18 protein-coding genes are annotated in these 19,149 nt (G+C 70.4%); 11 read left to right on the top strand and 7 right to left on the bottom strand.

Annotated elements, in window-relative coordinates:
• Positions 1 to 158: 158 nt before the first annotated feature.
• The 7 genes from mmsA (at position 159) to ACIBEF_RS10925 (ending at position 8,608) form a co-directional block, all read left to right on the top strand.
• Entirely contained in the window at positions 159 to 1,706 is a 1,548-nt protein-coding gene (gene mmsA, locus ACIBEF_RS10895; protein WP_396793058.1) for a multiple monosaccharide ABC transporter ATP-binding protein, read from the top strand.
• Complete coding sequence (mmsB, locus tag ACIBEF_RS10900) at positions 1,703 to 3,001, top strand: multiple monosaccharide ABC transporter permease (protein ID WP_357207871.1); 1,299 nt, start codon at positions 1,703 to 1,705, stop codon at positions 2,999 to 3,001. Before mmsA ends, mmsB begins: the two co-directional genes overlap by 4 nt.
• Positions 3,002 to 3,053: 52 nt before the next feature.
• Complete coding sequence (locus tag ACIBEF_RS10905) at positions 3,054 to 4,157, top strand: sugar-binding protein (RefSeq protein ID WP_091401241.1); 1,104 nt, start codon at positions 3,054 to 3,056, stop codon at positions 4,155 to 4,157.
• Positions 4,158 to 4,269: 112 nt separating this feature from the next.
• The gene (locus tag ACIBEF_RS10910; RefSeq protein ID WP_396793060.1) at positions 4,270 to 5,532 is read left to right on the top strand and encodes an ROK family protein; all 1,263 of its coding nucleotides are present in this window, start codon (positions 4,270 to 4,272) and stop codon (positions 5,530 to 5,532) included.
• A 122-nt stretch (positions 5,533 to 5,654) separates the two neighbouring features.
• Positions 5,655 to 6,620, top strand: a complete 966-nt coding sequence (locus tag ACIBEF_RS10915) for an ATP-binding cassette domain-containing protein (protein ID WP_396793062.1) — start codon at positions 5,655 to 5,657, stop codon at positions 6,618 to 6,620.
• Entirely contained in the window at positions 6,617 to 7,447 is an 831-nt protein-coding gene (locus tag ACIBEF_RS10920; RefSeq protein ID WP_396793064.1) for an ABC transporter permease, read from the top strand. Before ACIBEF_RS10915 ends, ACIBEF_RS10920 begins: the two co-directional genes overlap by 4 nt.
• Before the next feature lie 72 nt (positions 7,448 to 7,519).
• A complete protein-coding gene (locus tag ACIBEF_RS10925; RefSeq protein WP_396793066.1) occupies positions 7,520 to 8,608 on the top strand; it encodes a DNA glycosylase AlkZ-like family protein in 1,089 nt (362 codons plus the stop codon).
• Between the two features lie 47 nt (positions 8,609 to 8,655).
• Here ACIBEF_RS10925 and ACIBEF_RS10930 read toward each other — a convergent pair whose 3' ends face one another.
• The 3 genes from ACIBEF_RS10930 to ACIBEF_RS10940 form a co-directional block, all read right to left on the bottom strand.
• Positions 8,656 to 9,642, bottom strand: coding sequence for an ABC transporter permease (locus ACIBEF_RS10930; protein WP_396793068.1), 987 nt, complete (start codon positions 9,640 to 9,642; stop codon positions 8,656 to 8,658).
• Complete coding sequence (locus ACIBEF_RS10935) at positions 9,639 to 10,529, bottom strand: ABC transporter ATP-binding protein (protein ID WP_396793070.1); 891 nt, start codon at positions 10,527 to 10,529, stop codon at positions 9,639 to 9,641. The genes ACIBEF_RS10930 and ACIBEF_RS10935 overlap by 4 nt, the downstream gene beginning before the upstream one ends.
• 83 nt (positions 10,530 to 10,612) lie before the next feature.
• Positions 10,613 to 11,020 carry a GntR family transcriptional regulator gene (locus ACIBEF_RS10940; RefSeq protein ID WP_396793072.1) on the bottom strand — a complete coding sequence of 136 codons (408 nt, stop codon included), beginning with the start codon at positions 11,018 to 11,020 and terminating at the stop codon, positions 10,613 to 10,615.
• A gap of 262 nt (positions 11,021 to 11,282) precedes the next feature.
• On the opposite strand from ACIBEF_RS10940, the gene ACIBEF_RS10945 reads away from it, so the two are divergent.
• Entirely contained in the window at positions 11,283 to 12,551 is a 1,269-nt protein-coding gene (locus tag ACIBEF_RS10945; protein ID WP_396793074.1) for an Nramp family divalent metal transporter, read from the top strand.
• 80 nt (positions 12,552 to 12,631) lie between these two features.
• On the opposite strand, the gene ACIBEF_RS10950 is transcribed toward ACIBEF_RS10945, so the two are convergent.
• Together ACIBEF_RS10950 and ACIBEF_RS10955 are read right to left on the bottom strand one after the other, a co-directional pair.
• Complete coding sequence (locus tag ACIBEF_RS10950) at positions 12,632 to 13,510, bottom strand: alpha/beta hydrolase fold domain-containing protein (RefSeq protein WP_396793076.1); 879 nt, start codon at positions 13,508 to 13,510, stop codon at positions 12,632 to 12,634.
• Positions 13,507 to 14,403, bottom strand: a complete 897-nt coding sequence (locus ACIBEF_RS10955) for an NAD-dependent epimerase/dehydratase family protein (protein WP_396793078.1) — start codon at positions 14,401 to 14,403, stop codon at positions 13,507 to 13,509. The genes ACIBEF_RS10950 and ACIBEF_RS10955 overlap by 4 nt, the downstream gene beginning before the upstream one ends.
• A gap of 162 nt (positions 14,404 to 14,565) precedes the next feature.
• Between ACIBEF_RS10955 and ACIBEF_RS10960 the strand changes: the two genes are divergently transcribed.
• Positions 14,566 to 15,135 (top strand): TetR/AcrR family transcriptional regulator, encoded by a 570-nt coding sequence (locus ACIBEF_RS10960; RefSeq protein WP_396793080.1) that lies wholly within the window; start codon positions 14,566 to 14,568, stop codon positions 15,133 to 15,135.
• Between the two features lie 31 nt (positions 15,136 to 15,166).
• Here the strand turns inward: ACIBEF_RS10960 and ACIBEF_RS10965 are convergent, their stop codons facing one another.
• The gene (locus ACIBEF_RS10965) at positions 15,167 to 15,439 is read right to left on the bottom strand and encodes a hypothetical protein (RefSeq protein ID WP_396793082.1); all 273 of its coding nucleotides are present in this window, start codon (positions 15,437 to 15,439) and stop codon (positions 15,167 to 15,169) included.
• 392 nt (positions 15,440 to 15,831) lie between these two features.
• Positions 15,832 to 16,791 (bottom strand): hypothetical protein, encoded by a 960-nt coding sequence (locus ACIBEF_RS10970; protein ID WP_396793084.1) that lies wholly within the window; start codon positions 16,789 to 16,791, stop codon positions 15,832 to 15,834.
• A gap of 151 nt (positions 16,792 to 16,942) precedes the next feature.
• On the opposite strand from ACIBEF_RS10970, the gene ACIBEF_RS10975 reads away from it, so the two are divergent.
• A complete protein-coding gene (locus ACIBEF_RS10975) occupies positions 16,943 to 18,058 on the top strand; it encodes a hypothetical protein (protein WP_396793086.1) in 1,116 nt (371 codons plus the stop codon).
• Between the two features lie 29 nt (positions 18,059 to 18,087).
• Positions 18,088 to 19,137: an NAD(P)H-dependent flavin oxidoreductase gene (locus ACIBEF_RS10980; RefSeq protein ID WP_396793088.1), complete on the top strand. Its 1,050-nt coding sequence runs from the start codon at positions 18,088 to 18,090 to the stop codon at positions 19,135 to 19,137.
• Positions 19,138 to 19,149 lie beyond the last annotated feature (12 nt).

The following is a 19,149-nucleotide window of genomic DNA, read 5'->3' on the forward strand; positions in this document are numbered from 1 at the left end:
TACTCTGCTACGTCTATATTGCCGGATTGTTACTTTTTCAACAGCCCCTCGCCTTGCGGATGGCCCTCCGGCCGCAATACGTTGCCGTCAACAACAAAACCAAGTGAAGGTTCAACCTTCCGGAGGCAACCGATGACGTTGGCGAGGTGGTACGAGCAATGAGCAACGTGCCGACCCTCCTTGAGATGCGCTCCATCACCAAGGAGTTCCCCGGAGTCAAGGCCCTCTCCGACGTCAACCTGGTGGTTCGCGCCGGCGAGATCCATGCCATCTGCGGCGAGAACGGTGCGGGCAAGTCCACCCTGATGAAGGTCCTCAGCGGGGTGTACCCACACGGCACCTACGACGGCAAGATCATCTACCAGGGGTCGGAGAGCAAGTTCTCCGACATCCGGGCCAGTGAGAACGCCGGCATCGTGATCATCCACCAGGAGCTCGCGCTCATTCCAGGGATGTCGATCGCCGAGAACATCTTCCTCGGCAACGAACCGCGCAAGCGGGGCGCGATCGACTGGAAGGCCGCGAACCGGATGGCGCTGGACCTGATGGCCCGGGTCGGTCTGGAAGAGGACCCGGACACCCTGATCAAGGACATCGGGGTCGGCAAGCAGCAGCTCGTCGAGATCGCCAAGGCGTTCGCCAAGGACGTGAAGCTGCTCATCCTCGACGAGCCCACTGCGGCGCTCAACGAGGCCGACTCCAAGCACCTGCTGGACCTGCTGCGCGGGTTCCGCTCCCGCGGCATCACCTCGATCATGATCTCGCACAAGCTGAACGAGATCGAGGCGATCGCCGACCAGATCACCATCCTGCGCGACGGCCGGACCGTGGAGACCCTCGACGTCAAGGCGGACGGGGTCGACGAGGACCGGATCGTGCGGGGCATGGTCGGCCGCGAGCTGAGCAGCCGGTTCCCGGACCACACCCCGAAGATCGGCGACGTCTTCTTCGAGGTCCGCGACTGGAACGTCCGGCACCCGATCTCCGCCGAGCGGCAGGTCTGCAAGAACGAGAGCTTCGTGGTGCGCCGCGGCGAGATCGTCGGCTTCGCCGGTCTCATGGGCGCGGGCCGCACGGAACTCGCGATGAGTGTCTTCGGCCGCTCCTACGGGGTGTTCGAGTCGGGCACGATCATCAAGGACGGCAAGGAGATCGTGCTGAAGTCGGTGGCGGATGCCATCGACAACGGCCTCGCCTACGTCAGCGAGGACCGCAAGGCGATCGGCCTCAACCTGCTCGACGACATCAAGACGTCGACGGTGGCCGCCAAGCTGTCCAAGATCACGCATCGCGGCGTCCTGAACGAGGTCGAGGAATACCAGGCTGCGGAGTCGTACCGCAAGGAGTTGCGGACCAAGGCCCCGACGGTCGACGAGAGCGTCTCCAAGCTCTCCGGCGGCAACCAGCAGAAGGTCGTCCTGGCCAAGTGGATGTTCACCGACCCGGACCTGCTGATCCTCGACGAGCCGACGCGCGGCATCGACGTGGGTGCCAAGTACGAGATCTACGGCATCATCCAGCGGCTCGCCGACCAGGGGAAGGGCGTCATCGTCATCTCCTCGGAGCTGCCTGAGCTGATCGGGCTGTGCGACCGCATCTACACCGTGTTCGAAGGCGCCATCACGGGCGAGATCGCCCGGGCCGACGCCACCCCGGAAACCCTCATGAAGCAGATGACCTCGACGAAGAAGATGGCCACACGATGAGCCGATTGAAGGACCTTCAGAAGAACCTGTTCGGAGGCACCACCTCCAACGCTCGCCAGTTCGGAATGATCTTCACCCTGGTGGCGATCGTCGTCCTGTTCCAGATCCTGACGGACGGCCTCACCCTGCGGTCGGACAACCTGATCGCGCTGTTCCAGCAGAACTCGTACATTCTGATTCTGGCCATCGGCATGCTCATGGTGATCGTGGCCGGGCACATCGACCTCTCGGTCGGCTCAGTCGCGGCCTTCGCCGGCATCCTGGTCGCCAAGTCGATGACCGAGTGGGACCTTCCCTGGCCCGCTGCCATCGTGTTCGGCCTCGCCATCGGCGCGGCGATCGGCGCCTGGCAGGGCTTCTGGGTGGCCTACATCGGCGTGCCGGCGTTCATCGTCACCCTGGCGGGCATGCTGCTCTTCCGGGGCGGCAACCAGTTCATCGGTAACGCCAGCACCGTCCCGGTGCCGGAGGGCTTCCGGGAGATCGGCTCCGGCTTCCTGCCCGAGTTCGGCCCGAACACCGGCTACAACAACGCCACGCTGCTCCTCGGCCTGGCCGCGGCGTTGGCGGTGGTGTGGCGCGAGATCCAGGCCCGCAAGACCCGACGGGCGATGGACGCCGACCCGGCACCCATGTGGATCTCCATCCTGCGGATGGCCATCATGGTCGGCGTGATCGCCTTCGCGGCGCTGCGCTTCGCCAGCGGTCGCGTCGGCACCAGCTTCCCGATCTCCGGCATCATCCTGCTGGTCCTGGTCATCGCGTACTCCTTCTACACCCGCAACACGGCCGGTGGCCGGCACATCTACGCGGTGGGCGGCAACTCCCGGGCGGCCGAGCTGTCCGGTGTGAAGCTCAAGCGGGTCAACTTCTTCGTCATGATGAACATGTCCGTCCTGGCTGCCCTGGCCGGCATGATCTTCGTGGCCCGTTCGGCGGCCTCCGGACCGCAGGACGGCAACGGCTGGGAACTGGACGCCATCGCCGCCGTCTTCATCGGTGGCGCGGCCGTCGCCGGCGGTATCGGCACCATCAGCGGCTCCATCGTCGGTGGTCTCGTCATGGCCGTGCTCAACAACGGCCTCCAGCTCATGGGTGTCGGCACCGACCGCGTCCAGATCATCAAGGGTCTGGTCCTGCTGCTGGCTGTCGCGATCGACGTCTACAACAAGAGCCAGGGGCGCTTCTCCATCATCGGGAGCCTGATGCGGCCGTTCCGCCGCGAGGACTCCGCCCCACCCGCCTCACCGCCGGACGCGGAGCGCGAGCCCGCCAAGGCAGCGGTGTCCGGCTGACGGCCACCGACCTCTCTACCCGCCTCACCATCCAGAAAGGCAAGTCCTCACCATGCGTAAATTCTTCGGCACTTCGGTGGTGGCCATCAGCGCCGCCGCGATGCTGGCCCTCGCCGGCTGCGGTTCCGGCCGCGACGGCGACAGCGGCTCCGGCGGCGAGGCCGCCAAGGGCTTCCCGGCGAACTCGCTGATCGGCGTGGCCCTGCCGGCCAAGACCTCGGAGAACTGGGTCCTCGCCGGTGACCTGTTCAGCAACGGTCTCAAGGAGGCCGGCTTCCAGGGTGACGTGCAGTACGCCGGCGCGTCGACCACCGTCGCCGACCAGCAGGCTCAGATCACCGCCATGGTCACCAAGGGCGCCAAGGTCATCGTCATCGGCGCGACCGACGCCGCGCAGCTGTCGACCCAGGTCGCGGCGGCCCACACGGCCGGTGTGAAGGTCATCGCCTACGACCGGCTCATCACGAACACCCCGGACCTCGACTACTACGTCGCCTTCGACAACTTCAAGGTCGGCCAGCTCCAGGGCCAGGCCCTGCTGGACGGCATGAAGGCCAAGAAGCCGAACGGCCCGTACAACATCGAGCTGTTCTCCGGCTCGCCGGACGACAACAACGCCGGTGTCTTCTTCAACGGCGCGATGGACGTGCTCAAGCCGGAGATCGACAAGGGCAACGTCGTCGTCGCCTCGGGTCAGAAGGACGTCAAGCAGACCGCCATCCAGGGCTGGAAGGCCGAGGGTGCGCAGGCCCGCATGGACCAGCTGCTGACCTCGACCTACGGCAACAAGGAGCTGGACGGCGTCCTCTCCCCGAACGACACGCTGGCCCGCGCCATCCTGACCTCGGTCAAGGGTGCTGGCAAGCCGACCCCGGTCGTCACCGGCCAGGACTCCGAGGTCGAGTCGGTCAAGTCGATCGTCAAGGGCGAGCAGTACATGACGATCAACAAGGACACCCGCAACCTGGTGAAGGAGACCATCAACATGGTCAAGGCTCTCCAGGCCGGCGACAAGCCGCAGGTGAACGACACCAAGTCCTACAACAACGGCAGCAAGGTCGTCGACACGTACCTGCTCCCGCCGGTCGCCGTCACCAAGGCGAACGCGGCTGAGGCGTACGCCAACGACCCGAAGCTCGCGCCGCTCACCAAGTAATCACCGCACGGTAGGTAGCAACGCCGATGGGTCCCGGGTCTCCTCTACCGGGACCCATCGTCGTCCCTGCACCCCCGCACCAACCGGCCTCGACCCGGAAGGAGGTCTGACCGTGGCGACACCAGTACGGGCCAGGCCAGCCGGCGTCGGCCGCAACGCGGAAACCCCGCTGCCGGCGCTCCCCGGCGCCAGCCAGGAGGAGATCCGGCGGCAGAACCTCGGCGCTGTGCTGCGCTACGTCCACCTGCACGGACCGACGTCCCGCGCCGAGCTGACCAGCCGGCTCGGCCTCAACCGAAGCACCATCGGCGCCCTCGCGGCCGACCTGGTCACCAGCGGCCTGGTCACCGAGGATGCGCCGGCCACCACCCGCCGCGCCGGCCGACCCTCACTCGTGGTCAGCCCTCGCTCCGACCGGGTCTACGCACACGCGTTGAGCATCGACGCGGACCGGCTGCGTGCCGCCCGGGTCGGCCTGGGCGGGCAGATCCTCGATCTGCGGGAGATCCCTCGCCCCAGCGGCATGTCGGCGATCGACGCCGTCGGACCCCTCGGCGACCTGGTCCGTGACATGGAACGCTCCGTGGCCGGCGACGGCCTGCTGGTCGGCGGTGCCGCGGCGGTCACCGACACCACTCGCGACCCGGACGGCAGGCTCCGGATCGCCAGCATCGACGCGACGCTCGGCGTCGCGCTGGAGGCGGAGTTCAGCACCGGGCCTGGTTTCGTCGCCGGCGACCTGGCGGACATCGCCGGCCTGGCCGAGCACGCCAGGGGCGTCGCGGTCGGCATCGACGACGTCATCTACCTGCACGGAGACCTGGGCATCAGCGCCGGCATCATCGTCGGCGGCCGACTGGTGATCGGTCACCGGGGCCACAGCGGCAAGGTCGGCCACATGGTCGTCAACCCCAACGGCCTGCCGTGCGGCTGCGGTTCACGCGGCTGCTGGGAAACCGAGATCTCCGAAGCCGCGCTGTTGCGGCACGCCGGCCGTGATCCGAGCGACCGCGCGGCGGTGGCCGAGGTCCTGCGCGCCGCGGCGGCCGGCGACCCGACCGCCCGCGCGGCGGTCGAGCAGGTGGCGGACTGGCTCGGCTTCGGCGTGGCGAACCTGGTCAACGTGGTCAACCCGGACGCCGTGGTGTTCGGTGGCTCGCTGCGCGACATCTTCACCGCCGGTGCGGACGTGGTCCGGGACCGGCTCGACACCATGCCGCTGCCCGCCTCCCGCGAGCACCTGCGGTTGCGCGCGGCGGCGCTCGGCCGCGACGCCGTTCTGATCGGCGCCGCCGAGTTGGCGTTCGACAAACTCCTGGCCGACCCGTTGAACGTCGGCGTCGCAGGCCAGGTCGGGACCGCCGACCCCGAGTAGCCGCGACTGTCCACCGGCGTGCGATCCAACGTCTGCCGCGACGCGCCCCCACGGGCGTTTCCGTACGCGCTATCGTACGTTGTACGGTAACGGGGACACGGTTTCAGGAGGGGAGCGCTCTGATGACAGGAGCCGACGCGATCGTGGCGCACGGGTTGCGCAAGCGGTATCGGGACCGGTACGCGCTGGACGGGTTCGACCTGCGGGTGCCGCGGGGAACCGTGTGCGGCCTGCTCGGCCCGAACGGGGCTGGCAAGACCACCTCGGTACGGATCCTCACCACCCTGCTTCGACTCGACGAGGGTCGTGCCGAGGTGGCCGGATTCGACGTGACCAACCAGGCCGATCAGGTGCGCTACCGCATCGGGCTGGTAGGACAGCATCCCGCGCTCGACGAGGCGCTGAGCGGCCGGCAGAATCTGGTGCTCTTCGGCCGGCTGTTTCACCTGGGCCGCCGCCGGGCCCGTCAAAGGGCGGTCGAGCTGCTGGAACGCTTCGGTCTCGCCGACGCCGCCGAGCAGCCGGTGAGCACGTACTCCGGCGGCATGCGCCGACGGCTCGACCTGGCGGCCGGCATGATCCTGGCTCCCGCGGTCCTCTTCCTCGACGAGCCCACCACCGGGCTGGACCCGCGTGGCCGCAACGAGGTGTGGGAGTCGGTTCGGGAGTTGGTGCGTACCGGCACCACAGTGCTGCTGACCACCCAGCAACTGGACGAGGCCGACCAGCTCGCCGACCGGATCTCGGTGGTCGAGGCTGGCCGGGTGATCGCCGAGGGAACTCCGGACGACCTCAAGACCCGGCTCGGCGGCGATCGCATCGAGGTGGTCGTCGCGGCACCGACCGACCTTCCCGCCGCCGTCGCCCAGATACGCCGGGCGGCCGACGACGAACCGACTGTCGACGTGGACCGACGGATGGTGAGCGTCCGGGTCGGCCACCAGGCCGGTGCGCTCGTCGACGTGTTGCGGGCACTCGACGCCGTGAACGTCCCGGTGGCGGACGTCGCGCTGCGCCGCCCAACCCTGGACGACGTGTTCCTGCACCTCACCGGCCACCGGGCGGCGACCGCGGAGGTGGCGGCATGAGCGCGGTGAGCATGCCGGCCCGGCCGGTGGATCTGACGCCCGGCCGGCCCACCATCGTGGCCGACAGCGGCACGTTGATCTGGCGCGCCCTGGCCCGGTGGCGACGCGATCCCGGCCCGCTGGTCGCCTCGCTCGGCTTCAACATCCTGATCGTGCTGATGTTCGCCTACCTGTTCGGTGGCGCGTCGCAGGTGCGCGGCGGTGGGAGCTACCGAGAGTTCCTGATGCCGGGAATGTTCGTGATGACCATGGTCTTCGGCATCAGTCTCACCACGATCGCCGTTGCCGAGGACCTGGAGCGCGGGCTGACCGACCGGCTCCGATCGATGCCCCTCTCACCGCTGGCGCCGCTGGCGGCCCGGGCGGTGGCCGACATGCTGTTCGCGCTGGTCACCCTCGGGGTCCTGCTGCTGACCGGTCTCGCGATCGGGTGGCGGCCACACAATGGGGTCGGTGCCACGCTGGCGGCGGTGGGGTTGATCCTGCTGCTGCGCTTCGCCCTGATCTGGGTCGGCATCTTCCTCGGGTTGGTCACCCGCGGGCAGGCGGCCGTGGTGGCCGTGCAGACCCTGGAGTTTCCGCTCGGCTTCCTCTCCAACGCGTTCGTCGCACCGTCCACAATGCCCGCCTGGCTCGGTGCGGTGGCCGCGTGGAACCCGCTGTCGGCGACCGTCGGTGCCACCCGTGAGCTGTTCGGCAACCCCGGTTGGGGCGGCGACTCCTGGGCGGCCCAGCACTACCCGGTGCTGGCGGTGCTCTGGCCGCTCGTGCTGGTCGCGGTCTTCCTGCCGCTCTCGGTGGCCCGGTACCGACGGCTGGCCGGCTGAGCCCGAACGGACGCGGGGTTCGACTCTCTCCGGGCCCGATCGGTGTCGGTGGCCGTCGTTAGGCTCACCGGCGTGGATGTGCACCGACTCGATCGGGCCCAGGCGCGGCGGATCGCCATCCGGGCCCAACTGCTGGCCACTCCGCGTCCGACCGACCTGCTGACCGTGGTCCACCAGTTGACGCTGGTGCAGATCGACCCGACCGCCGCCGTCGCGCCCAGCGCCGATCTCGTCTGCTGGAGCCGGCTCGGCTCGTCGTACCAGCCAGCGCACATGCGCGAGGCCCTCGAACGGGACCGGACGCTCTTCGAGCACCACGCGATGGTGCGGCCGATGGACGACCTGGGGCTCTTCCTCGCCGAGATGGTGGCCTCGCCCGGTCATGAGCGCCACCGCGAGTGGCTGCGCGCCAACGACTCGTTCCGACGCGACGTGCTCGACCTGCTCGGCCGCCGTGGCCCACTGCTCTCCCGTGACATCCCGGACACCTGCGTCGTGCCCTGGCCGTCCTCCGGTTGGACGAACAACCGCAACGTCACCCAGATGCTGGAGTTTCTGGTCCTGCGCGGCGAGGTCGCGATCGCGGGCCGCCAGGGGCGGCAGCGGCTCTGGGACGTCGCGGAGCGGGTCTATCCGTCCGGGGTGCCCGTCATCGAGCTGGAGCAGGCGCGCCGGCTTCGCAACGAGCGGCGGCTGCGGGCTTTGGGCATCGCCCGGCGGAAGGCGGTCATCGTTCCCGGAGAGCCCGCCGAGGTCGGTGACGCGGGGGAGCCGGCGGTGATCGAGGGCGTCGTGGGGGAGTGGCGGGTGGATCCGGCCGCGCTCGGGCAACCCTTCACCGGGCGTACGGCGTTGTTGTCACCGTTCGACCGGCTGGTGCACGACCGGGTCCGCCTCGCTGACCTCTTCGAGTACGAGTACGTGCTGGAGATGTACAAGCCCAGGGCGAGTCGACGGTGGGGTTACTTCGCGCTGCCGATCCTGCACGGCGACCGGCTGGTCGGAAAGGTGGACGCCACTGCCGAGCGTCGGCGCGGCATGTTCACCGTGCACGCCATCCACGAGGACGTGCCGTTCACCCCGGAGGTGACCCGGGCCGTGCACGAGGAGGTGCGCGACCTGGCGTCCTGGCTGTCGCTAACCGTCGAGGGCGTGCGCTGACGGGTGATCGCCGAGCCCCGTGGCCCCGGCGATCACCCGCCGTCGAGCTAGGCGATCCGGCGCACCCGGCGAATGGCGAGGTAGAGCAGCAGGAAGGCCAGAGCGACGAAGATGCCGGTCTCGATGCCCTGGAACAGCCAGAACCGGTCCGCCGGTTGGTAGAGCTGCCAGTTGTACGCGCCCGGTTCGAGGCCCAACTCGGCCCCGCAGACCCGACCGTCCGGCCCTTTCCCGCCCGTTGGGCACTGGATCCGGCCGTCCGAGACCAACTCCCCGTCGGGGTTACGGATGCCCTGGGCGAGGACCCAGTCCCCCCGGCTGATCTCCGGCGGCCCTTCCCCCTCGATGGGGAAGGTCTGGGTGCGGGCCGGCTGGTAGTGCGGTCGGGCCAGGATCGCCACAGCCGCCCGTATCCCGATGTACCCGGCGAGGGTGATGCCCATGGCGGGCAGCATCCGCTTCCAGACGGTGCCGACGAAGACGCCGAGCGCGACGGCGAAGAGGGTGTAGCCGATCGGCGCGACGCCCTGCAGGTCGAAGACGATCACGCCGAACCGACCCTCGAACGCGGCCTGGGTGAGCGGGTCGACCCACCACGACATGCCCAGCCCGTAGACCGCCGCGAGGAGCACGACCGCCGCGCCCACCAGCCCGAACTTCACCACGGCCCAGCGGGTCCGGCCGACGCCCTGGGTCCAGACGAACCGGTGCGTGCCCTGCTCCACCTCGCGGGCGACGAGCGGGGCACCCCAGAACAGGCCGACAAGCGCCGGCAGGGTGATCAGCAGTACGGCCACCAGGTTCAGGCTGCCGTACTTGTTGCTGAAGCGGTGGAACCCCGCGTCGCAGGTCTCCCGGGTCGCCTGCGTCACGTCGGCGCGGGCGAGTTGGCTGGCACAGTCGGTCAGCCCGAGGTCGGCGAAGGTGTGCCGCATCGCGATGCCGATCGGCACCAGCAGGGCGGCGAGCGCGGCGAGCGCCAGCAGCGTGTAGAACGCCTGCTTGCGGTGTTGCCGCCAGGTCAACCAGATCATGCTGCCACCCCCCACTCGCTGTGACTGGTCTTCGTGGTGCCGTCGGCCAGGTAGGCCAGCACGACGTCCTCCAGGCTGACGTCGCGGACCGTCCAGGCCGGATCGGTGACCGGCCCGTCGACGCGGACCAGCAGAGTGGACTGCCGGTCGGTGTGACTGGCCCGCACCACTGCGGCGACGCCCCCGATGACGCCGCCGTCGTGTCGTGGCCCGACGAGCTGCCGGTGCTCGGCGACCAGGTCGTCGACCGCGCCGGTGAGCTGCACCTGGGAGGCGTTCAGCACGATCAGGTAGTCACAGACCCGCTCCAGGTCGGCCAGCAGGTGCGAGGAGAGCAGGACGGTGGTGCCCGACTCCGCGACGCTGCCCATCAGCGACTGGAGGAACTCCCGTCGCGCCAGCGGGTCGAGACTGGCGACCGGCTCGTCGAGCAGCAGCAGCCGCGGCTGCTTCGCCAGCGCCAGGGCCAGCGCGACCTGGGCCCGTTGACCGCCGGAGAGCTTGCCGACCGGCTTGTCCGGCGGGATGCCGAGCTGTGCCAGCCGCTGGCGGGCCAACGCCGCGTCCCACCGCTTGTTCAGCTTGCCGCCGGCCACGACCAACTCGGCCGCCGTGAAGTCCCGGTACAGCGGGGTGTCCTGGGCGACGAAGCCGATGTCGGCCAGGCCCTCGGTGTCGCCGTACGGGGACCGGCCGAACACCCGGACCGCACCGGCGTCGGGCTTGAGCAGCCCGACGGCCACGTGCAGCAGCGTGCTCTTGCCCGCGCCGTTCGGCCCGACCAACGCGGCGATCCGACCGGCCGGCAGTTGCAGCGAGCAGTCCCGCAACGCCCAGGTGCTGCCGTACCGTTTGCCGAGCCGGTCTGCTTCCAAGACCATGTCCATTCCGTGTCCTCTCGTTCCGTTCACGCCACCGCTTCGCGATCGCGATAGCTTGCGGTGCCTGATGCTTCGTTCGCCCTGCTCGCTCACGCAGGCTCCTTCTGTTGGGCGTCGTCGGCGAGGGTGGCGCGCAGCGTCGTCTCCACCAGGGCGATGACGTCCTCCGCGGTGAGCCCGGCCGCCTGCGCCCGGTGCAGCCACGCGACCAGGTCGTCGCGCAGCTCGGCCTGGTTGGGCAGGGACGCGCCGGCCAACGTGCGCTGGACGAACGTGCCCACCCCGGGTCGGCCGCCGACCAGACCCTCGATCTCCAACTCCCGGTACGCCTTCAGCACCGTGTTCGGGTTGATCGCCAGGGATTGCGCGACGTCCCGGACCTTCGGCAACTGGTCGCCCGGCGTCAGCAGGCCAACCCGTAGCGCCTGTTTCACCTGCTGCACGAGCTGCATGTAGGTGTTCACCTTCGACCGGCTGTCCAGTACGAACTCGATCACTCCCGATGATCCTTCCTGTTGTCCTACGACAGTAGGACTAATAGACAGCTTCATCGGTGGCCCACCGGCTGTCAAGCCCGAAGGGGCGCGTTCTGTTCGGGCGCGGCGCGTCTCGCCCGGCGCGCCGCGTTGGGTGCCGGGGGCGCATCGAGCCCTGCCGGGCGGGCCGACCCAGGTGGCACCGGCAGGCCACCGGTTGGCACCCAAGGGTCAGCCCCCGGGGAAGGGACCGGCAGCGAACCGCGTGGACGGGAGGTGTTCGATGGTCACCAACGAACTGACGACGTCGAGGGCGACTCCACTACAGGCCGCTCGCGCCCGGGGCCGCGTACGCGGGCGGTTGATCCTGCTCGGGCCGGCGTTCGTCGCCGCCGTCGCGTACGTCGACCCCGGCAACTTCGCCACCAACTCCGCCGCCGGGGCCCGCTACGGCTACCTGCTGGTCTGGGTCGTGGTGGTGGCGAACCTGATGGCGATGCTGGTGCAGACGCTCACCGCGAAGCTCGGTCTGGCCACCGGGCGCAGCCTGCCCGAGCTGTGCCGGGAACACCTGCCCCGACCGGTGAACCGGGTGATGTGGGTGCAGGCCGAGTTGGTGGCCATGGCCACCGACCTGGCCGAGGTGATCGGTGGCGCGGTCGCCCTGTACCTGCTCTTCGGCATCCCCCTGCTGCCCGGCGGCATCATCATCGGCACTGCAGCCTTCGCCGTGCTGGCGTTGCGCTCGCGCGGGTACCGCGCCTTCGAGGTCGCCATCGCCGTCCTGCTCGGCGTGATCGTGCTGGCCTTCGCCGCCAACCTGCTCGCCTCCGGCTCCGATCCCGGCTCGGCCATGGCCGGCATGGTGCCGCGCCTACAGGGCACTGACAGCGTGCTGTTGGCCGCCGGCATCCTCGGCGCGACAGTCATGCCGCACGTCATCTACGTGCACTCCGCGCTCACCCGCGATCGCATCCCCGCCGCCGACGACAGCGAGCGTCGGATCCTGTTCCGCGGCCAGCGCACCGACGTGCTGCTCGCCCTGAGCGCCGCCGGCGTGGTCAACCTCGCCATGCTGCTGATCGCCGCGGCCAGCTTCCGTGGTGGCGGCCCGGGAGGTGCGGACAGCCTGGAGGGGGTGCACGCCGGGCTCGGTCAGACCATCGGGACCGCCGCCGCGTTCGGCTTCGCCGTCGCCCTGTTGGTCTCGGGGCTCGCCTCGACGAGCGTCGGCACCTACGCCGGAGAAGTGATCATGCAGGGCTTCCTGCGGCGGCGGGTTCCGCTGCTGCTGCGTCGGCTGGTCACCCTGCTGCCCGCGCTGGCCGTGCTCGCCATCGGCCTCGACCCCACCCGGGCGCTCGTGTTGTCACAGGTCATCCTCAGCTTCGGCATCCCGTTCGCGCTGATCCCGGTGGTCGCCTTCACCCGCCGACGCGACCTGATGGGCAACCTGGTCAACCACCCGTTGACCACCGCCGCCGCGTCCCTGGTGGCCGTGCTGGTGGTCGCGCTGAACGCCTTCCTGCTCTGGCAGGTCGTCGCCGGGTGAGTAGGCCGATCACGGGTGCACAACCCCGTCAACCAGATCGATCAACCGACTGGACCCAGCCCACCGGTCGAACGCGACGCTCAGGCCAGGTGGTCGCCTGTGCCTCGCAGAAGGGTGATGACGTCTCCGACCGTCCGGCGGCCCTCAGGGGTCGGCATGATCGGCCAGTCATGGATCATTCCCTCGCCGATGTGCAGGTGGAGATCGGTCCCGGTCACCTTCTCGGCCCGGTCTCGGAGCAGGACGGCATCGGGGAAGAGGACGTCGCGTGTGCCGGCGTACACGTGGACGAGTCCCAGATCTTCCAGGTGACCGTTCAGTGGACTGATCTGCGGGTGCGAAGGATCGGCTGGGACTGCCCAGCGGGCCGCGAGAACTCGGATGTGCTCGAGATTCAGCAGCGGGTCGTGAGGTGCGATGTCGGCGATCTTCGGATTGGTGAAGGTCAGGTCGAGGGCGGGTGAGATCAGAACGGTGACATCCGGCCGCCGGTCTTGTGCGGTCAGGGCCTGGAGCACGGACAAGGCGATGTTCCCGCCCGCTGAATCACCGATCAGGGCGGTCGGTCCCTGCTTCTGGACGTGCTGGGACAGGCGCCGCATGACCGGAAGGACGTCGGCGTGGGTGGCGGTGGGCAGGCGCGGGTACAGGGGCAGGACGACTTCGCGGCCGGATTCGACGGCGATCCGGGCGGCCAGCCTCCAGTGCTGCCTGGTGATGGGGGCGGCCCAGGCGCCGCCGTGGATGTAGACGGCGTAGCGCGGTATCGGATTGGAGGGCGTCAGCCGATAGACGGTCCAGCCTTCGAACTCCTCCCGCCGAACCGTGACCCCCGGCAGACGCGGCGGGGTCGGGTTGGTCACTTCGGCGAGGAACCGGTCGGGCTTGAACTGTCGCTCCTTCACTCCCGCCACGCGCAGCAGACCGACAACGGCTCGGCTGGTCAGGCTGGGGCTCACGGGTTCACGACCCGGTAGGAGCCGGAGCGTACGTCGTCCGGCAGGGCGGGACCGCTGGTGCTCCAGCCGAACGTGTCGCGCGCCTTGTCCGAGGTGATGCGCGCCGAGGATCCGAGCAACGCGGCCATCGGCCCCATGGCGCTCTCGGCCTGTTCGGCGGTGATCGAGGTCGCGGTGGTTCCGGTCAGGTCCGCGATCGCCTCGGCAAGCTCGCGGAAGGTGAACTGTCGCGGTCCGGCCGCGTTGTAGGTGCCCGCCACCGGGCGCTCCAGCGCCGCCAGATACAGGCGGGCGAGGTCGTCCACGTGCACCGGGGTCCACTCGTTGTCGCCGGCGTCGATGTAGGTGGCCGCGCCCGACTGGGTCGCGGCGCCGATCAGACTGGTCAGCAGCAGGGAACCCCCGCGACCATAGACCAGACCCGCGCGGATGATGATGCTGTTCAGGCCCGCCGCCTCGCGCACCAGCCGCTCGCCGACGAGCTTGAATGGCTGCAGGCCCGGCTCCGGCAGTTCGGCGTCCTCGTCGCGGGGATGGGTGGGGTCGAGCCCGTAGACCAGGTTCGTGCTGGTGTAGAGGAACGGCTTGCCGGTTCCCGCCGCGCCCGCCCCACGGGTCAGCGCCTCCACGGCAGCGGCCTCTGCCCTGATCGCGTCCTCGCCGCCGAAATAGTCGACAGCGGTGTGCACCACCGCATCGGCTTCCGCCGCAGCCTTCTCAAGGAGCGCGGTGTCGGTCAGGTCGCCGAGCAGAGGAGTCCCGCCCGCCTTCGTCATCTTGGCTGCTGATTGCGGGGACCGGGTCAGCGCTACTACTTCGTGGCCCGCGGCGACGACGTGTTCGACGAGCACCGAGCCCAGGTAGCCGGTGCCGCCGGTAATGAGGATCTGCATGTTCTCTCCAGAGCCGAGCCGACGGTGAAACGGATGGATCATCCGTTTGCCAACTGTAGCACGAAGCGGATGAGCCATCCGTTTCGCCGTCCAGAGCTGCCCGCTCGGGGGCTACGGACACAGGCTGGGCAAATGGAGCTGTTATCCGCTTATGCTGGAGGAGTGACCGCTTCGCCGCCCCGTAAGGACGCAGTACGCAACCGCCAGCGAATCATCGAGATCGGCCGGACGTTGGTCGCGGACGGCACCCCGATTCAGCTGAACGAGGTGGCACGCGCTGCCGGCGTTGGCGTCGCCACGGTGTACCGGCACTTCCCGACGCCTCAGGCGCTGATCGAGGCGGTGTCGGTGGACGGGCTTGAGGCGCTGATCCGGGCCGCCGAACGGGCCGTGCGGCAGGACGACCCGTGGACCGCCTTCCGTGATTTTCTGGTCGGGGTCGTGGACGCGCAACTACTCGATGTCGCCCTGTCCTCGGTGCTGTCCACGCCCACGGCCACCCTGCCGGGCACAGCGCACCTGCTCGACGAGCTGTCCTCGTTGTTCGACAAACTGTTCGTACGGGTCAGGGCGGCAGGCTTGCTGGCGCCCGGCATCACGCTCGCCGACATGACGCCACTGATGTGTGGGGTCGCCTTCTCGGCCAGGATGCATGCCGATTCGCAACAGCAGCAAGCCGCAGCCGGTCGCCACTACCTCGATGTCGTACTGAACGGGATCCGGACCCGCTGAGCGCCAGGGGATCGAAACCTGACCTCACGCGTCACGTCCGACGGCCCTCGTCGCGGGCGGGAATCTCCTGGAGCTGTTCGAGGGCATCCGCCGGGTTGGCGTCGGCAGGCAGGGACGTCACCTCCTCCAGCGTGCCCGCCGGAAGGGCGCCCTGCTCGGCCAGGTCCGCCTCGGACGCTTCGGGGTCGACGTCACCGGACACCCGGTCCGGTGGCCCGTAGTCGACGGCGCTTCGCCGTTGTTCCTGGGCATCCGCCTCCGGAGGAGGGAACGTTTCACCCTGATCATCCCGGTACGTGCTCATCGGAGCCTCCCACCCGGCGGGTGTCGACATGCCGCCGGGCCGCTGCCTACCCGCCAGCGCCCCAGTCAGGCCGGCACGCCGGTCGAGATCTCGGCAGTTTCCGGGATGGTGCCTCCGCGGCGGCGGAAGCAGCGCCATCGCGGTAGGTGCGCGGATCTTGAGAGGGGTACGGCGTCATGCGCGCCGGCAGTGAGCAGCTGTCGGATTCCGCACCCTGGTGGGTGCTGCCAGGTCGACCGGGGCCGGGCCGCCCGAGCAGGCCAACGCGCCGACCTCGCCGGCAGCGAGGATGGGCGCCGATGCGGTACCGGTCAGCGCCAGCGGCCCGGCCACTCGGGCCCCCACCATCGTGACGTGGTTGGTGGCGCCGGTCAGCAGGTAACCCTCGGCGGTCAGTCGGCACTCGCCTCGGGCGTCGTTCGCCGGCGGGTACCGGCGGCCAGCCCCAGCGCCAGCAGCACGCACACCGCGCCGACCAGAAAGAGCAGCGACGCGGTCGGCTGGCCCAGCCACTCCCAGTACGGGTGCCAGGCCGGGTGCGGCTCGCCGAGGTGGTGGTACAGCAGGGACGGGACGGTCAGCGGCAGCGGCAGCCACCACAGCACCGTGGCCACACCGATCAGACCGTTCACAGTGCCGCGGCTGCGGCGTCCCTCGGTGCGTCGGCTGACCCAGCCGAAGACCAGCCAACCGGCCACCGCGCCCAGCACCGTGCCGAGCACTCCGGCGGGGACCACCAGGGGTGGCGGCGCGCGGTGCAGCTCAACCGAGAGGTAGCTGGCGTCGACGGCTGTCTGCGAGGAGATCGAGGCGTTCAGGATGGTGTCGTCACGGCGGGCGGTCAGCGCGGTGTCGGTGACCGCCTGCGGGGTGGCGCACATCTTGTCCGCGCAGCTCACGCGGTCGGACACCTGTGGGTCGTACACCCGCCAGCCGGCACCGGTCAGGCGCTCCCGGGCCACCGTGACGATCTGCTCGGCGGGGACCGGTGGCGCGCCGAGGGCACCGGCGCCGGTGGCGCTCTCCTGGTACTCGCCACCGTCACCGAGCACCAGGGTCTTGACCGTCGACAGGCGCAGCGCGTGCCCGTAGACGACGAAGAGCGCCGGCGGGGTGTCGATCTCGCCGAGGTCGTGGCCGGGAAAGACCTCGGTGAGGATGGCGGCGGCCTCGGCCCGGTCGGGTTGCGGTCGGGAGGTCTCCCAGGCGGCCCGGCTGGCCAGGGCACCGGTGAAGAGGCCGCAGACGACAGCGGCGAGCGGCACCCAGGCGACGGCGGGGCCGCTGACCGGGCGGCCGAGGCGGCGCAGCAGCCGCCGCGCGAACCGGGTGGCCGGCGCGGTGCCGCTCACGGACATGTCCACCCTCCGGCGTGAAGATCAGGCGGAGCGACAGTACATCGACCAGGGGTCCCGGCGCGTCCCCCCGATCACCGCCGACCGTGGCCGGGATCGGCCAGGATAGGCGGGTGGCCGGTCACGGCCGCGACGAGGAGGGTGGGCGATGCGGGTACGTGGACGGTTGACCCGGGGGCGGCGTGCTCGTGCGGGGGCGGTGGTGACCGCGTTGCTCGCGGGCGTGCTGCCGCCGGCCGTGGTGCTGGTGCCGGGCGCTGCCACGGCGGGCGCGGAGGCGGCGACGCCGGTCTGCCAGGTGCGCGACGACCGGCTGCGCGAGATCTCCGGGATGGTGGCCACCGACGACGGGTACGTGGTGATCAACGACGGGGCCGACGACGAGGCCCGCCGCCGGATCTTCTACCTCGACCAGCGCTGCACCGTGGTGCGCACCGTCTCCTTCCCGTCCCGGCCCCGCGACACCGAGGACCTGGCCGTCGGCCGGGACGGCACAGTCTGGGTCGCCGACATCGGTGACAACGACCGCTCCCGGCCGACGGTCGGCGTGTGGCGGCTGGCACCGGGGGCGAAGCGGCCGGTGCTGCACCGGATGACCTACCCGGACCGTCCGCACGACGCCGAGGCGCTGCTGCTCGACGCGTCCGATCGGCCGCTGATCGTCACCAAGGGCGGCAGTGGCACTGTCTTCCTCTACGCGCCGGCCACCGCGCTGCGGCCGGACGCGACGACGCCGCTGACCGCGCTCGGCCAGGTGACAGTGCCCTCGACCACGACCAGCAACCCGTTCTCGTTCCTGGGGCGCGGCGTGATCACCGGCGCGGCGAACGCGCCGGACGGACGGCGGGTGGTGCTGCGCAGCTACGCCGACGCCTTCGAGTACGACGTCCCCGACGGCGACGTCGTCCGCGCGTTGACCACCGGCACCCCGCGGATCACCCCGTTGCCGGACGAGCCCCAGGGCGAGTCGATCACCTACAGTCGCGACGGCCGGTCGTTGCTGACCGTCTCCGAGTCCGCTGGTCAGCCAGCCGGCACCCGCTCGACGATCCTGCGCTACCCGGCGACGGCCACCACTGTCACCGCCGCGCCCTCCACGGAGTCCGTCGACCCGGTGTCGCCCCCCACGGCGGTCCGGCCGGCCGCCGGAGAGGCCGGCGCAGGGGGTGGGCGGGCCTGGCCGCTGGCCCTCGGCGCGGGGACCCTGCTGATCCTGCTCGGGTTCGGCGGCGTGCTGTGGTGGAGACACACCGCGCGCCGCTGAGCGGGCCGGGCCTGCGGCAGGATGGGGGGATGTCCGTCCTGTCCATGTTGCGCCACCCGATCATCGCCGCCCCGATGGCGGGTGGCCCGTCCACGCCCGCGCTGGTGGCCGCCGTGTCCGCCGCGGGTGGGCTGGGCTTCCTCGCCGCCGGGATGATCGACACCGGCCGGCTGCTCGCCGACGTCGCCGAGGTCCGCTCGCGTACCGATCGGCCGTTCGGTGTGAACCTCTTCCTGCCCGACCCCGGCGGCGTCGACGAGGCCGCCATCCGGGCGTACGCCGAACGGCTCGCCCCGCAGGCCGCGCGACGCGGCGTGAGCCTGGGCGAGCCGGTGGGCGGCGACGACGCGTACCCGGAGAAGCTGGCCGCGCTGCTCGCGGACCCGGTCCCGGTCGTGTCCTTCGTGTTCGGGCTGCCCGACCGGGCGGCGGTCACCGCCCTGCGCGAGCGGGGCACCGAGGTGTGGGCCACCGTCACCCGCCCGGACGCCGCGACCGCCGCCGCCGACCTCGGTGTGAACGCGGTGGTGGTGCAGGGCACCGAGGCCGGCGGGCATCGCGGCGGTCTGCCGGACGACGACGACTACGGGTTGCTGCCGCTGCTCCGGCTGACCACCGCCCGCTGCGACCGGCCGCTGGTCGCCGCGGGTGGCCTCGTCGACGGCCCCTCGGTGGCCGCCGTGCTGGCCGCCGGCGCTGCCGCCGCGCAACTCGGCACGGCCTTTCTGCGCTGTCCAGAGGCGGGCAGTTCGCCGATGCACCGGGCGGCGGTGGCCGGTGCCGCACCGACCTCGTTGACCCGGGCGTACACCGGTAAGCGGGCCCGTGGCGTGGCCAACGACTTCCTGCGGGAGCACGACGCGGTGGCACCGCGTGGTTACCCCCAGGTGCTGCACCTGACGCGGCCCCTGCTCGCCGCCGCCCGGCGCGACGCGGACACATCGGTGGCCAACCTGTGGGCTGGGCAGGCGCACCCGCTGGCCCGGGACGTGCCGGCGGCGCAGGTGGTGGCCGAGGTGAGCGCGGACGCCCGTGCCGCGCTGGCCACAGTGGTCGAGCGGTCCAGCCGCTGGGGCTGACCAGGACGTCGG

It is taken from the genome of Micromonospora sp. NPDC050795 (assembly GCF_044456785.1).
Lineage (GTDB): Bacteria > Actinomycetota > Actinomycetes > Mycobacteriales > Micromonosporaceae > Micromonospora.

What these genes read in the sequence shown, in the direction of transcription:
- mmsA (WP_396793058.1), top strand. Translation starts at nt 159, where the DNA reads ATGAGCAACGTGCCGACCCTCCTTGAGATGCGCTCCATCACCAAGGAG.
- mmsB (WP_357207871.1), top strand. Translation starts at nt 1,703, where the DNA reads ATGAGCCGATTGAAGGACCTTCAGAAGAACCTGTTCGGAGGCACCACC.
- ACIBEF_RS10905 (WP_091401241.1), top strand. Translation starts at nt 3,054, where the DNA reads ATGCGTAAATTCTTCGGCACTTCGGTGGTGGCCATCAGCGCCGCCGCG.
- ACIBEF_RS10915 (WP_396793062.1), top strand. Translation starts at nt 5,655, where the DNA reads ATGACAGGAGCCGACGCGATCGTGGCGCACGGGTTGCGCAAGCGGTAT.
- ACIBEF_RS10920 (WP_396793064.1), top strand. Translation starts at nt 6,617, where the DNA reads ATGAGCGCGGTGAGCATGCCGGCCCGGCCGGTGGATCTGACGCCCGGC.
- ACIBEF_RS10930 (WP_396793068.1), bottom strand. Translation starts at nt 9,642, where the DNA reads ATGATCTGGTTGACCTGGCGGCAACACCGCAAGCAGGCGTTCTACACG.
- ACIBEF_RS10935 (WP_396793070.1), bottom strand. Translation starts at nt 10,529, where the DNA reads ATGGACATGGTCTTGGAAGCAGACCGGCTCGGCAAACGGTACGGCAGC.
- ACIBEF_RS10945 (WP_396793074.1), top strand. Translation starts at nt 11,283, where the DNA reads ATGGTCACCAACGAACTGACGACGTCGAGGGCGACTCCACTACAGGCC.
- ACIBEF_RS10955 (WP_396793078.1), bottom strand. Translation starts at nt 14,403, where the DNA reads ATGCAGATCCTCATTACCGGCGGCACCGGCTACCTGGGCTCGGTGCTC.
- ACIBEF_RS10965 (WP_396793082.1), bottom strand. Translation starts at nt 15,439, where the DNA reads ATGAGCACGTACCGGGATGATCAGGGTGAAACGTTCCCTCCTCCGGAG.
- ACIBEF_RS10975 (WP_396793086.1), top strand. Translation starts at nt 16,943, where the DNA reads ATGCGGGTACGTGGACGGTTGACCCGGGGGCGGCGTGCTCGTGCGGGG.
- ACIBEF_RS10980 (WP_396793088.1), top strand. Translation starts at nt 18,088, where the DNA reads ATGTCCGTCCTGTCCATGTTGCGCCACCCGATCATCGCCGCCCCGATG.